The organism is Pseudomonas sp. 67(2021) (genome assembly GCF_017491835.1).
Lineage (GTDB): Bacteria > Pseudomonadota > Gammaproteobacteria > Pseudomonadales > Pseudomonadaceae > Aquipseudomonas > Aquipseudomonas atacamensis.
Genome location: NZ_JAFGYL010000002.1, coordinates 1 through 14,911, shown reverse-complemented (window position 1 = coordinate 14,911; position 14,911 = coordinate 1). Strand labels below are relative to the sequence as shown.

3 protein-coding genes are annotated in these 14,911 nt (G+C 65.4%); all 3 read right to left on the bottom strand.

Translation table 11 applies throughout. The annotated features are described in order from the left end of the window. Nucleotides 1-5: 5 nt before the first annotated feature. Nucleotides 6-2,168 (bottom strand): type I secretion system permease/ATPase, encoded by a 2,163-nt coding sequence (locus J5M66_RS03605; protein ID WP_207807212.1) that lies wholly within the window; start codon nucleotides 2,166-2,168, stop codon nucleotides 6-8. Next, on the bottom strand, nucleotides 2,165-3,601 hold the full coding sequence (locus tag J5M66_RS03600; RefSeq protein WP_207807211.1) for a TolC family outer membrane protein: 1,437 nt from the start codon (nucleotides 3,599-3,601) through the stop codon (nucleotides 2,165-2,167). Before J5M66_RS03600 ends, J5M66_RS03605 begins: the two co-directional genes overlap by 4 nt. A gap of 43 nt (nucleotides 3,602-3,644) precedes the next feature. Next, nucleotides 3,645-14,911 (bottom strand): BapA/Bap/LapF family large adhesin (locus J5M66_RS03595; RefSeq protein WP_207817481.1); only part of this gene is annotated, 11,267 nt, incomplete at its 5' end.

The following is a 14,911-nucleotide window of genomic DNA, read 5'->3' as shown; positions in this document are numbered from 1 at the left end:
CGGCTTCATACCGCCACTCCTTTGCCCGGTGCGCGCAGCCGCGCCAATGCCGCGTCGCGGTGGTCGTCAATGACGATACGCCCGTTGTCGAGGACGATGATCCGCTCGACCAGTTGCAACACGCTGACCCGATGCGTGGCGACCACCAGCGTTCGGCCCTGGGTCCAGGTCGCGAGTTTTTCCAGCAGCAGACGCTCGGTGACGTCATCGAGCGCGGCCGTCGGTTCGTCGAGCAACAGCACTTGTGGCTGACGGATCAACAAGCGTGAAAGCAACAGGCTTTGACGCTGACCGCCCGAAAGGCCCAAGCCACCTTCAAGCACTAAATGATCCATGCCTTTGGGCAGCTGACGAACGAAATCCAGCGCGCCAGTGACAGTCAGCGCGGCGATGATTTCCTGATCGCTGGCCTGACCGGCGCCGAGGGTGATGTTGTCGCGCAAGGTGCCGTGAAACAGTCGCGCCTGTTGCGACAGCAGGCCGACATCGCGGCGCAGGTCGGCCGGATCCAGATGTGCCAGGGCGATGCCGTCCAGGTTGGTTTCACCGCTGCTCAGATCCATCGCGCCGCCCAGCGCTTGCAGCAACGTCGACTTGCCGGCGCCGTTTCGGCCGAGCAGGGCGATGCGCTCGCCGGGGCGGATGCTCAGGTCGATGTTGTTGAGCGCCGGGGTCGATTCCTCGCTGTAGCGAAAACTGGCCTGACGCATGCGGTAGTCGCCGCGAATCGCCGGCAGGTGCACGCGCTGACTGCCTTCGGGATGATCCACCGGCATCTGCATGATCCGGTTCAAGCCTTCGAGCGCGACCTTGGCCTGCTGCCATCGGGTGAGCACGTGGGTCAGTTGCGCCATCGGCCCCATCATCCGCGACGACAGAATCGACGCCGCGACCAGACTGCCGGTGGTCAGGTCGCCGGCAATCACCATCGGCGCGCCGAACACGATGACGACTGCGAACACTCCGCCTTGCACGTTCTGCGTCCACGCCACCAGGCTGTTGGTCAAGGTGCGCAGGCGCAGGCTGCTGTCTGCGGAGGCGGCGTTGTACTGGTTCCACTGTTGCTGGAAACGCTGCTCGGCCTGCAATGCCTTGATGTCGTCGAGGCCCTGAATACTTTCTACCAGCATGGCGTTGCGCAGCGCCGCTTCACGCATCGACGCATTGGCCAGTCGCGCCAGACGCGGTTGCGCGATGATCCCGGGCAGCAACATGAACACCAGCGCCACCAGTGGAATCAACACCAGCGGCCCGCCGATCAAATAGAACACCAGCAGGAACAGCAGGAAAAACGGCATGTCCGCCAGTGCCGTGGCAGTGCTGGAGGTGATCAGATCGCGGATCTGCTCCAGCTCGCGCAACTGCGAAATGAACGAACCGGTGGACTTCGGCCGCGCGGAATTGCGCAGGCGCAAGGCGTGGCCAAAGACCAGATCGGAGACGCGCAAGTCGGCGCGCTTGCCCAGCACATCGGTGATGCGCAGACGCAGAATGCGCATGACGAAATCGAACAGCAGCGCCAGCATCACCCCGCCGAACAACACGTACAGGGTCGGCAGCGACTCGGCCGGAATCACCCGGTCGTACACCTGCATGGAAAACAGTACCCCGGCCATGCCCAGCAGGTTCGCCACCAGCGAGGCGATCATCACTTGGCTGTAAGGCCGCAGATCGGTGAGGACTATGCGCCGGAACCAGTGCTCGTCGTAGGGCTTGATGTAATCGTTGGTGCGCACGTCGGCCACCGGTTGCGTCGGACGCAGAATCACCGTGCGCAGCGCCTGCTCGGCGAGCGCGCCAGCCTCCATGCGGCTCTGCAAACCTTGGTCGCCACTGAAGCAAATGCCCAGCTCGCCGGTTTCGCCGATGCTTTCAAGCACGCCGACCTGACCGTCGCGCAGTTGCACCACCAGCGGCGTGCGCCAGCGGCTCAGGCTCTTGTTGTCGAATGCCGCGAATTTCACGCTCAAACCGGCCTGACGCGCCATGTGCCGAACCACTTCTTCGACGCGGCCTTCGCTGTGCACCGAGGCCAGACGCACGCTTTCCGGCGAGACGTCGAGGCGATAGTGACGGGCGACCTTGAGCACCGCTTCCAGCCACGGTGAATAATCTTCGCGAGCTTCGGCAGCAGCGGGTTCGGGAACAGTGATGCTGGCATCGGTCATGGCAGGATCTCGACATTCTGGATGGCGCTGTGGTCAATGCCGAAGACCCGGCGAATCGCACCGCTGTTGTAGAAGCAGTCGATCTGCAGGCGTTGCAGATCAGCCTGGGTGTTGACCAGATCGAAGCGCGACTGATGGATTTCCTGCTCGGCGTTGAGCAAGTCCAGCAGCGGCCGCGTGCCCAGTTCCAGGTACTGACGGCCATACAACATGCGTGCCTCGGTGATGCTGGTCTGGCGAAATTCCAGCGAGCGCAGCCGCCGGTTCAGGCCCGAGGTTTGCGCCTGGGCTTCGGCCAGACCCTGGCGCGCTTGCAGACGGGCGAAGTCTTCGGCCGAATCCGCTGCGGTCAGCGCATGCCCGGCGGCGCGGCTGCGCGCACTGATCGCGCCGCCCTGATAGATCGGCACTTCGAGGTTGAGGAATATCCCGACCTGAGTGCGATCGGCGCGCGAGTTCTGATCGTCGTAGTGGTCGTCCAGGTATTGGTTGACCGACGGTTGCAGCGACAGGGTCGGGTAGGCCTCGGCTTTGGCCTGGGCCAGCTCGGCCTGGGCCTGGGTGCGTTGCGCGGCGGCCTGGAGGACGGCGGGCAGGGTGTCGGAGATCTGCGAGGCGTCGCAGGCCTGGGTTAGCGTAGGCGCGGCGGCGTCGCTGACCGCCGGCGGCGTGCGCCGTCCGAGCAGACTGGTCAGGGTCGCTTGCCAGCGTGCGTATTGCGCCTTGAATTCCTGCAACGTCGCCGTCGCGCCTTCGGACCGGGACTGCGCCTGGACCATATCGGAACGGGTGCTGGCGCCCATGTCGCTGCGCTGTTTGGCCAGATCAACGATGCCGCCGATGCCCTGAATCTGCTCGCGCGCAACCTCGAGCAGACGCTGATAACGCTGCACCTCGATGTAGGCCCTGGCGGTGTCGCGGGCGATGTCGTCGATCGCCAGCAGAATCCCGGCCTGACTGCGCGCCACCCGGGCGCGGGCGGCGTCGACCGAACTGGAAACCTTGCCGAAGTCATACAGCATCTGTTTCAGGGAAATGTTCACCGACTGGCTGCCGGCATCGCTGCCGTAACCGCTGGTGTAGCCACCCTTGATGCCGCCGGTGACCTGCGGGTAATAGCCGGATTCGGCGACGTTGACCCCTTCGCCTTGCTGGAACAGGGTGCCGATGGCTTCGCCGATGCGTGGGTGCCAGTCCACGGCGAGCCTGACCGCTTGTTCCAGCCCCAACGCGTCCGCATCGGCGGACGCTTTCAGAGCAGGGGCAGGGCGCTGACGGCTTTCATTGCCTGCCGGTTGTTGCAGTTGCGACGGGCTGATGCTGCGCAAGCTGCTGTCGAGATTGTCGTCGGCGCGAACGCCGACGGTGAAAGCGGGGTAGAGGCCGATGGTCAACAGGACCACCGGCCATTTCTGGCGAAAAACTGACTCCACAGACTTCCCTTACTGTTGAGAGACCAACGTTCGATGTCTTGTTTCAAACCACTTGAATGCCGTTCTGTACCCACAAGTGGTGGCTCGGATCCTCCTGCGCCGTGTATTGAACATAGTCGATGCCGTCGGCCTGTTGCGTGCCATCGGCGACCCAGCCATCGGTCATGTGCACGCTGTCCCTGTCGTCACCCTTGATCAGCAGGGTGTTGTTGTCCGAGGACGTGATCGCCAGCAGATCGCTGAGATTCAGTGTCAGCGCAACGGCACTGGAATGGTTGAGGTCAAGGATTTCGACGTTGTGGATTTTGCTCTGCAGATCCCCGAGGTTGATCGACACGTCGCCACCGGCCCAGAGCAGGGTGTCGGTGCCGCTGCCGCCGTCCACCGAGGTGAATTGCTGATCGGCGATGATCAGCGTGTCGTCGCCACCGCCACCTTGCAGGGTCACGGCGCCACCGTGCGAGCCGTCGAGGGTGTCGTTGCCCTCGGTGCCCTGGATCAAGTCGCTGCCAGTGGCATGGGCCAGACCGAGGTCATCACTGGCCAGGGCCGAGAAAGCGGTGCTGGCAAATGCGCCGGCCTTGTTCAGGTCGATGGTCAGCGTCGCGGTATCCACGGTGCCGTTGGGGTGGGTGAGTTGGTAGGTGAAGGTGTCTTCCTGGCCGATCACCGCATCGGTCAGCCCGGCCTTGAGCGTGTAGGTGTAGTTGCCGTTGGCTTGGACCACCAGGGTGCCGTAGTTACCGACCAGCGAGACGCCGTTGTAACCCGGCGCAACGTAATTGCCGGCGACCAGCACGCTGAGCAAGGTGTAGACCGAGCCCAACACATCGGCGCCGCCGCCAGCGGTGTCGGTGAGCAGATTGCCCGATACCGGCGTGTAGCTGCCGACCACGAACTGATTGTTGTAGGTCGCGACGTTGATCAGGCTGGTGTTGACGCTGGTCAGCAGGCCGAGGCCGCCCACTGCCACCCGCACCTGATAACTGCCGGCGGTCTGGTCGTCGAACTTGATCCCGTAGTTGCCGCCGCCGAGATTGACCAGCGCGTTGCCGCCGTAACTCTTGACCAGCACGTACTGGTTGGTGGCGGTGTTGAGCTTGTACAGGCCCACCGTCATCGAACCGAGCAGCGCCAACAGGTTGCTCGAATTGACCACCACGGTCAGGTCACTGACGGTATCGGCCGCGACCACGGTGTTGTAGTTACCGCTGCCGCCGCCCAGCAGCACATTGAACGTGCCAAGGGCAGAGTTGGTGGTGACTTCGCGGTTGATCAGGGTGACGTCGGTTGAGGCGATGTCCGCTGTGGCATCAACCACCAGTGCCGGGCTGCCGAGATTGGCGTCATTCCACACTTCGCTGGCTTGCGGGCTGTCGATGCGCACATACAGATTGGCGGTGTCGCTCAAACCGTTCGGGTGCACCAGTTGATAGTTGAACACGTCGACTTTGCCGACGCTGCCGACACTGCCGTTCGGTTTGTAGCTGTAGTTGCCGTTGGCGTCGATGGTCAGCGTGCCGTACAACCCTTGCACCGTGGTGCCGGCCCCAGCGCTGACCCAGACGCCGTTCTTGAAGATCTGCAACTGCGCGCCGTTGTCCGGGCCGGTCTGATCGGCCGTGCCATCGACGCCAACGTTGGTGATGACGTTGCCGGTCACCGCTGGCCCGGCAATGCCGTTGAACTGGGTCAGGCTGCTGACATCCAGTTGCAGCTGGGTATTGACCGTGGTCAGCACGCCGATGCCGGTGCTTGAAACCGTCAGTCGATAATCGCCTGACAGCAGGTTACCGATGTCGACCCGCACGCCTTGGCCGGCGAGCGCGATCAGGTCGAGCAGGCCGCCGCTGCCGTTGACATCCAGAGTCACCCAGTTGCCGCTGGCATCCTTGACTTGCAGGGTGTAGACCACGCCATCGATCAGCGAAATCAGGCTGCTGGTGGTTAGCGTCAGGGTCGGATCAAGACGCGTGCCGCCGGCGACGGTGAAAGTGAAGGTTTTCGAGAACCCGGCCAGCAGCGTAGTGAACGAGTCGTTGAAGGTCTGCGACGCGGTGACCGGAGCCAGGGTGACGGTGCCGACGGCGAGGTTATCGCTGGCGATCACTGGCGCGTTGACGTCGACGTCCGGCGCAATGACGTTGGCGGCCACCGAAACGTTGCCGCGTGCGTCGCTGAGGTTGACGGTGAGGTTTTCACCGTTGATCTGCGCACTGCTCAGGGTGACGGTAAACACGCCGAGGTTGTTGACCGTAGCGGTGCCCAGGACGGTGCCGCTGGCCGACTTGATGGTCACGGTTGCGCCGGCTTCGCCGGTACCGGTGACGGTCAGGCCGTCGGCGCCGACCAGCAGCGCGGTGGCCGCCGCTGGAGGCGTCAGGTCTGGCGCCGTCGCGTTCGCCGCAGCCGATACGTTGCCGCTCGGATCGGCCTGGGTGACGCTGAGCACCTGGCTGTTGATCTGCGCCGATGCCAGTACTACCGAAAAGCTGCCGTTGGCGGCAACGGTCGCGGTGCCGAGCACCACACCGCCGACGCCGCGTACGCTGATGGTCGAACCGGGCACACCGACGCCAGTGAGCACGGTGCCGCTGCCATTGACGCTGACGCCGGTCGGCGCGCCGGGCGCGGTAATGTCCGGCGCTGTCAGGCTGGCGTTGGGCGACAGATTGCCGGCCGGGTCGACCAGACGCACGGTCAACAGCTGCCCGTCGAGTTGCGCGGTGTTCAGGTTGAAGCTGAACGTGCCGCCACTGCCTACGGTGGCGGTGCCAATCAGCGCGCCGCCCGGGCCGTAGACGTTGACCGTCGCACCGGCTTCGCCCGTACCGCTCAAAGTCAGACCGTTGGCAGCGAGCGTCAGACCGCTGGCTGCAATCGGCGCCTGCACGTCAGGGGCCGTCAGATTGAAGACCTGCGACAGATTGCCCGTCGGGTCGGCCTGTTGGACGTTGAGCTGTTGGCCGTTCAGTTGCGCGCTGGACAGTTGCACGGTGAAGGTGCCCCCAGCATTGACCACGGCGGTGCCGAGGACGGTACCGGCTGCGTTGGTCACGCTGACGGTCGCGCCGGCTTCACCCGTGCCGCTGACCGCCAGCCCGGTGCCGTTCAGGCTGACATTGCTCAGCGGCGCTGGCGCGGTGGTATCGGCGACGCTGAGGTTGGTAACCGGCGAAACGTTGCCCGCCGCATCGCTCTGCGTGACGCTCAGTTGCTGGCCGTTGAGTTGCGCCGATGACAAGGTCACCGAGAACGAGCCATTGCCCGCCACCGTCGCCGTGCCCAGCACCGCGCCACCGACACCGCGCACAGTAACGGTGGCGCCGGCTTCACCGAGCCCGCCGAGCACCAGTCCGGCGCCGCTGAGTACCAGCGCCGTCGGAGCGGCCGGGGGAGTGATATCGGGCGCCGTTACGTTAAGCCCGGATGAGGTGTTATTGGACGCATCGGTCTGTGTCGCATTGAGCACCTGACCGTTGACCTGCGGCGTATTGAGCTGTGCGCTGAAAGTGCCATTGGCGCCAACCGTCGCATTGCCCAACACCACGCCGCCAGCGCCGGTGATGGTCACCGACGCGCCGACTTCGCCGCGACCGGTAACCAAAGTGCCGTTGGCGTTGACCGCCAGATCGCTGAGTGGCGCCGGCGCCGAGGCGTCGCCTGCGGTGATTTCAGTCGGCAGCGAGGCGCCACCCAACGCAGTGTTGGCGGTGACTTCCAGGCTTTGGCCGTTGGTTTGCGCAGGCGTCAGCACCACGCTGAACGTGCCATCCCCGCCGGTGACGCCGGTGCCGATCAGGCTGTTGTCCGGCGCGTAGACATTGATGATGGTGCCGATCGCCGCCGTGCCGGTCAGCGTCACGCCGTCGGCTGTCAGCACAAGATTGTCCGGCGCAGCCGGGGCTGGCACTGCCGGAACAGTCAGGTCGGCGTCTGCGGACACGTTAGTTGCGACGTCTGTTTGATTCACTGTCAGCACTTGGCCGGTGGTGATGCCTGGGGCCAGATCGATCAGGAATGTGCCGTTGGCGGCCACTGTGCCGCTGCCGACAATGTTGCCCAGCGCATCGGTCACCTCGACACTCGCGCCGGCTTCGCCACGACCGGCGAGCTGGCTCAGATCGCCGCTGATGGTCAGACCGGTGACGGCATCTGGAGCGGTAGTATCAGCCGCCGGGTAGAGCAGCGCTGGCGATGCGTTTTGCGCCTCGTCCGTCGCGATCACCGACAACAACTGACCGTTGGCCTGGGCCGGATTCAGCGTGACGGTGTAGGTGCCGTCGCCCAATGCCACCGCTGTGCCGAGCACGGTGCCGGTGGCGGACAGCACAGTCACGGTGCTGCCGGCTTCAGCGGTCCCGGCGAGCAAGGTGCCCGCGCCGGTCAGCGATGTCACCGTTGGTGCGATAGGTGCAGTGCTGTCCGGCGCGTCGACCAGTACGGGGTCGGACTGGTTGTTTTGTGCGTCGGCCTGCACGACCGACAGTGCGCGACCATCGAGTTGCGCAGCCGACAACGTGACGCTGAAACTGCCATCTGCCGCCACCGTCGCTGTGCCGAGCACCACCGCGCCGTCAAGCACGGTGACGGTTGCGCCGGGCTCGCCGGTACCGGTGACGGTCAAGCCGTCCTGGCTGACGTTGAGGTCGGCCACTTCCAGTGGATCAGTGCTGTCGCCCGCTTGCAGAGGTGCTGTGGGTGAAATGTTTGAAGCCGGATCAGTCTGATTGACGCTCAACAGCTCGCCATTCACCTGCGGCGGATTGAGGGTCACGCTGAACGAGCCATTGGCGGCCACGGTTGCCGAGCCCAACACAGTGCCAGTCGCGCTGAGCACGCGCACCGTGGCGCCGGCTTCACCGGTACCGGTCAGTGTCACGCCGTCGGACGTAAGAGCGAGGCCTGTTGGCGCAGCGGGCAGGGTGATGTCCGGCGCAGTAACGGGCACGATCGGCGAAGGGTTGCCCGCCGCATCGCGCTGGATCACCGATAAGGCTTCACCATTGAGCAGCGGCTGGTCGAGCGTCACGCTGAAACTGCCGTCGGCCTGCACCGTGCCAGTGCCGACGATGGTGCCCAGCGCATTGGTGACGACCACCTGCGAGCCAGCCGCACCGGAGCCGGTGATCAGGCTGCCGCTGGCGTCGATCTCGACATCGGTCAGTGCTGCAGGAGGCGTGCTGTCAGGCGCCGTCAGGGTGCCGGCAGGCGAGGCATTTCCTGCCGCATCCGCCAACACCACGAACAGCGCTTGGCCATTGGTCTGCACCGGGGTCACGGTGATCTGGAAACGACCATCGCTACCCACGGTGCCGGTGCCCAGTTCGGTGCCATCGGCCGACGTCACACGGACAGTGGCGCCGACTTCGCCGGTACCGGTGAGCAGGCCGCCATCGGCATTCAGTTGCAGATCGGCCGGCGTCGCTGGCGGGGTCAGATCCGGTGCGGTGACCGTCACCGGGGCGCTGACGTTGCCGGGTGGATCAGCCTGCTGCACGCTGAGGATCTGTTCGTTGATCTGCGGCGGATTGAGGGTGACGCTGAAGGTGCCGTCGCCGAGTACCACGCTGGTGCCGAGCAAAGTGCCGTTGGCATCGCGCACGGTCACGGTCGCGCCGGGTTCGCCAGTACCGATGACCAACGCGCCGGACGAGTTGATATCGACGTTGTCCAGTGGATCAGGCGGGGTGAAGTCCGGTGTCGTCAGGTTCACTGCCGGCGAGTCGTTGCCCGCTGCGTCGGCCTGGACCAGGGTGATCACTTCGGCATTGGTCAACGCCGGGTTCAGTGGCAGGGTGAAGGTACCGGTCGCGCTGACCACGGCGGTGCCAAGCACGTTGCCGTCGCTGTCGATGACCCGGACTTGCGCGCCGGGTTCGCCGCGCCCGGTCAGGCTTGCGCCGTCGCCGCCGATGCTCAGTTGCGAAACGGCCGCTGGCGGTGTGCTGTCGACCGAAGTGAACGGCGTGGCTGCCGAGGTGTTGCCCGCCGCATCCGTCAGAGACACGGTCAGCGCCTGGCCATTGGCTTGCGGCGTGGTCAGGGTGATCGCAAACGTGCCGTCGATGCTCACGGTGCCTGTCCCGACCAGCGCTCCGGCGGCGTTGTACACGTTGACCGTGGTGCCGGCCTCACCGGTACCCGACAGCAAGGTGCCGTCAGCACTTGCCACCAGCGCCGCCGGCGCATTGGGCGCGATCAGATCCGGGGCGATCAGGTTGACGCTGTTGGATTCGTTGCCGGCGGCGTCGGCCTGGCTCAGGCTCAGGGTCTGCCCCGAAGTCTGCGCCGGGCTGAGGGTGACGCTGAACGTGCCGTTGGCCGCCACCACCGCGCTGCCGAGAACCACTCCGCCGGTGCCGAGCACGGTCACCGTGGCGCCGGCTTCACCGCGCCCGGTCAGGGCCGTGCCGTTCGGTGCCAGGCTTAGTTCACTCAGCGGTGTTGGCGCGGCGATATCGGCAGCGGTGTAGTCGGTCGGGGATGAATTGATACCGGTGCTCGACGTCGCCACGGCAGACAGTTGTTCGCCGTTGAGTTGCGCGGCGTTGAGGGTGACGCTGAAAGTGCCATTGGCCGCCACCAGCGCGCTGCCGAGCAACACGCCCGAGGCATTGCGAATGCTCACGGTACTGCCGGCGGTGGCCGAGCCGGTCAGGGTCAGACCGTCGGCGCTGAGGACCAGATTGGTCGGTGCAGTTTCCGCCAGATTGCCCGGCGCAGTCACCGGCGCCGCCGGTCCGGTGTTGCCGGCAGCATCGATCTGCACCACGGAAAGATTCGATCCAGCCACCGCTGCCGGGGACAACGTGACGCTGAAATTGCCATTGCTGGCAACGGTCGCAGTACCCAGCAAAACACCGCCGGCATCGCGAACTTCCACGCTGGCGCCGACCTCGCCGATGCCGGTCAGGGTGGCACCATTGGCGCTCACCGCCAGATCGCTCGCTACCAACGGTGCCGTGCTATCGACGGCATTGACGATTGCCGGGGATGACGGATTGCCTGCCGCATCGGTGGCCGTCACGTTCAGCGACTGGCCGTTGGTTTGCGGGCTGTTGAGGGTAATCTGGAAAGTGCCGTTTGCGGCCGCCGTGGTGGTGCCGAGAAGATTGCCCTGGCTGTCGCGTACGGTCACCGTACTGCCGGCCTCGGCGTTACCGGCCAGTTGCACGCCTGCTGCATTCAAGGTCAAGCCGCTCGGGATCGCCGGCGCAGTCAGATCCACCGCAACCACTTCAACCGCCGTCGAGACATTGCCCGGCGGATCTTCCTGAGTGACGGTCAGCACTTCGGCATTCAGTTGTGCTGCGTTGAGGGTGACAGTGAACGCGCCGCCACTGCCGACCTGCGCGGTGCCGAGCAAGGTGCCGTCGGCGCTGCGCACAGACACCGTGGCGCCCGGTTCGCCATGACCAGTGACGGTGACGCCGTCAGCATTCACCGCGACTTGGGTCAGCGCCGCCGGTGGGCTGATGTCGGGTGCGGTGACGCTGGTCGATGGCGAGACGTTGCCGGCAGGGTCGGTCTGGCTGATCGCCAGCGCCTCACCATTGGTCGGTGCTGGCGCCAGGGTCACGCTGAACGAGCCGTCCGCGCCAACCACGGCGCTGCCCAGCAGGGTGCCGTTGGCGGTGGTGACATTGACTGTTGCGCCAGCCTCACCTGTGCCGCTGAGGGTGCTGCCATCGGCGCTGATCAGTGGATTCTGCACAGCGGCCGGCGGGGTGCCGTCGACGCTGATCACGCCAGCGGACGTCGAAGTGTTGCCGTTGGCGTCGGTCAGAGTGACCTGCAGGGTTTCGCCGGTGTTCTGCGCATTGGGCAAAGTGACCTGGAAGTTGCCGCTCTGATCGACCACGCCGGTGGCCAACACGTTACCGGCGGCATCGCGCACGGTCACGGTGCTGCCGGCTTCGCCCTGGCCTTTGACCACGGTGCCGACGTCATTGATCGTAACGCCAGTCGCTGCGGCGGGCGGTTGCAGATCGGTGGCAATGATGCCGGCAGGTTGCGACAGGTTGCCGGCGGCGTCGCTCTGGATCGCGGTAAGCGCCTGGCCATTAAGTTGTGCCGGCGTCAGCGTCAGGCTGAACGTGCCATTGCTGGCGACCAGTGCAGTACCGAGCACGGTACCTGTGGCGTCGGTGACAGTGACCGTCGCCCCGGCCTCTCCGCGTCCAGTGAGTGTCGTGCCGTTGGTGTTCAGCGCCAGATTGGTCACAGCGTCCGGCGCCGTGCCATCGACCGCCGTCACCGTGCCCGGAATCGACACGTCACCGTCGGGACTGGTGGCCGTCACCTGGAGAACTTGCGCGTTGATCTGTTTGCTACTGAGCAACAGGGTGAAGCGGCCGAAGCTGTTGATCAGCCCGGAGCCGAGCACCGTGCCGCTGCTGCTGGTCACCGTCACGGTGCAACCGGGCGTACCGGCGCCGGTCAGGGTGAAACCATCGGCACTCAAGGCCAGATCGGTCGGGGTCGCGACTTGGCTACCGTCCAGTCCTGCCAGCGGCACGACGGGCGAATCATTACCGCCGCCATCCGTGCTGATGACTTCCAGATTGCCGCCAGGCTCGGCCGGTGGACTGAGGGTCACGACGAAGCGGCCATCCGCATCGGCCGTCGCGGTGCCCAGCACAGCGCCACCGCCGGCAATGCTGACGGTGACCGTCGTGCCCGGTTCGGCAAGTCCCGACACTTGCGTACCGGCGGGGTTGAGCGCGAGATCGCTGACCGCTGCCGGCGGGGTGCTGTCCGGCGCGGTGACGCTGCCGGGAAGCGAACTGTTGGCGCCATCCGACACCACGACTTGCAAGGCTTCGCCATTGGTCTGCGCAGTATCGAGGTCGACCGTGAAGGCGCCCGTGCCGTCAGCGGTCGCGGTGCCGATGACGTTGCCGTCGGTATCCAGCACCTGCACCGTGTTATTGGGCTGCGTGGTGCCGGTGACCGTGGCACCCGCCGGATCGATGAGCAGACCGCTCGGTGCAGGTGGGGCGGTGATGTCCGGTGCGGTGACCGGCGTGGCCGGCGAGGGCAGGGCGCTCGCATCGGTCTGGATCACGTTCAGCACCTGACCGTCGAGCTGAGCCGGGCTCAGATTGACGCTGAAATTGCCGTCGCTGGCGACCACCGTAGTGCCAAGCACCGTGCCGTCGGGCGCGCTGACGGTTACGGTGCTGCCCGCTTGCCCGGTGCCGGTCAAGGTCACGCCGTTACTGGCGAGCACGACATTGTCCGGCGCCAGCGGCGCGGTGGTGTCCGTCGCCGTCAGTGGTGTGCCGGGGGAAACGTTCACGCCATCCGATTGGCTGACTTGCAGTTGCTGGCCTTCGATCTGCGGGCTGTTCAGCGGCACTGTGAAGGCGCCGCTGCCGTCGACGATCGCGGTGCCCAACACATTGCCGGCCGAATCCTTGACCGACACCGTGGCACCGGGCTCGCCGGTGCCACTCAGTTCAGTGCCACCTGCATTCAGCGTCAGATCCGAAGGAGCCGTTGGGGCCTGAATATCCGGCGCTTCAACTGGAACTGCCGGCGAGCCCGACGGCGAGCCATCGGTCTGCACGACGCTGAGGTTCTGGCCATTGGTTTGTGGCGAGGACAACGTGACTTCGAACCGGCCGTTGCTGCCGACGACAGCTGTTCCCAGCACGGTCCCATTGGTGTCAGTGACAGTAACGGTGGCGCCGATCTGACCCGCGCCGGAGACCACGGCGCCATTGGCGGAAATGCTTACATCGGTCACGGCAACCGGCGTGGTCAGATCGGGTGCGATCACGTTGACCGGCGCCGAAGGATTGCCGTCCGCGTCGGTCTGGATCACTTGCAGCTGTTGCGCATCGGTCTGTGGTGTGGAAAGTGGAACGGTAAAATTGCCGTCGGCACCCACCGTGCCGGTGCCGATGATATTGCCGGCCGGATCGCGCACGATGACCGAGGCGCCGATTTCGCCTTTGCCGGTCAGCGTCTGTCCCTGGCCATCGAGTGTCAGGTTGGACACCGCCGCCGGGCCTTGGGTGTCAGGCGTTACATAGGTCAATGGGGCGGAGGTGTTGCCAGCGGCGTCGCTGGCACTGATCTGCAACGTTTCACCATTGTTCTGCGGGCTGCTCAATTGCACCGTGAACGTGCCATCCGCAGCGACCACTGCCGAGCCGAGCAGATTGCCGTTGGCGTCGCGCACTGTCACGGTCGAACCGACCTGGCCGCGACCTTTCATCTGCAGGCCATCCACGCTCAGGGCAACGTCGCTCGGCTGGGTCAGTCCGTCGAGATCAATGGCGATAACGGTCGCTGCTGGCGAAGGGTTGCCGGCGGCGTCGGTGACCAGCACGCTCAGCGCCTCACCATCGATTTGCGCGGCGCTCAGTTGCACGGTGAACGAGCCATCGGCTGCGACTAAAGCCGTGCCGAGCAGTGTGCCTTGGGCATTGGTGACGCTGACTGTGCTGCCGGGTTCGCCACGGCCGGTGACCGAGAGGCCATCGCTGCTCACCGTCAGATCCGTAGCAGCGGCGGGGCCGGTGATGTCCGGCGCATTGAAGGTGATGGCCGGCGATTGCGCACCGGCGCTGTTGACTGCCACGACACTGAAGGTTTCACCGTTGGCCTGCGCACGAACCAGCGTCAGCAGGAAAGTACCGTCAGCGGCCACCGCCGCGCGCCCGAGCAATTCGCCGTTGGCGGCACGGACTTCGATCGTGGTGCCGGCCCGGGCGGTGCCGGTCAGTTGGCTGCCGTCGCTGCTCAAACCAAGATTGCCTGGCGTCGTCGGTTCGACGATCTCCGGCGCGCTGACCGTTGCGCCGGTCGAGGTGTTGCCTGCGGCATCGGTGGCATTCACTGTCAGCGGCTGACCGCCGGTTTGCGCGGGGCTGAGGACGACGCTGAAGGTGCCATCCGCCGCAACCAAGGCGCTGCCGAGCAGCGTGCCATCGGCGGCGCGCACCTGGATGGTCGAGCCGACTTCACCGGTGCCGCCGAGTTGCGTGCCATCTGCGCTCACAGCGAGGTTGCCAGGCGCAGTGGGCGCGGTGGTATCCGGCGCAGTGACCGTACCCGGCGTCGAAACGTTGCCCGCAGGGTCGGTGAGCGTGACGTCGAGCGGCTGGCCATTGTTCTGTGGCGTACCCAGGTCGACCTGGAAACTGCCATCGGCGCCAACGGTACCGGAACCCAAAAGGTTGCCGGCTGCATCGCGTACCTGAACGACACTGCCAGCTTCGCCAAAACCACTCAGCACCCGGCCATCGGCCGACAAGGTTAATCCGGTCGCGGGCGCCGGAGGCGTCGCGTCTCCAC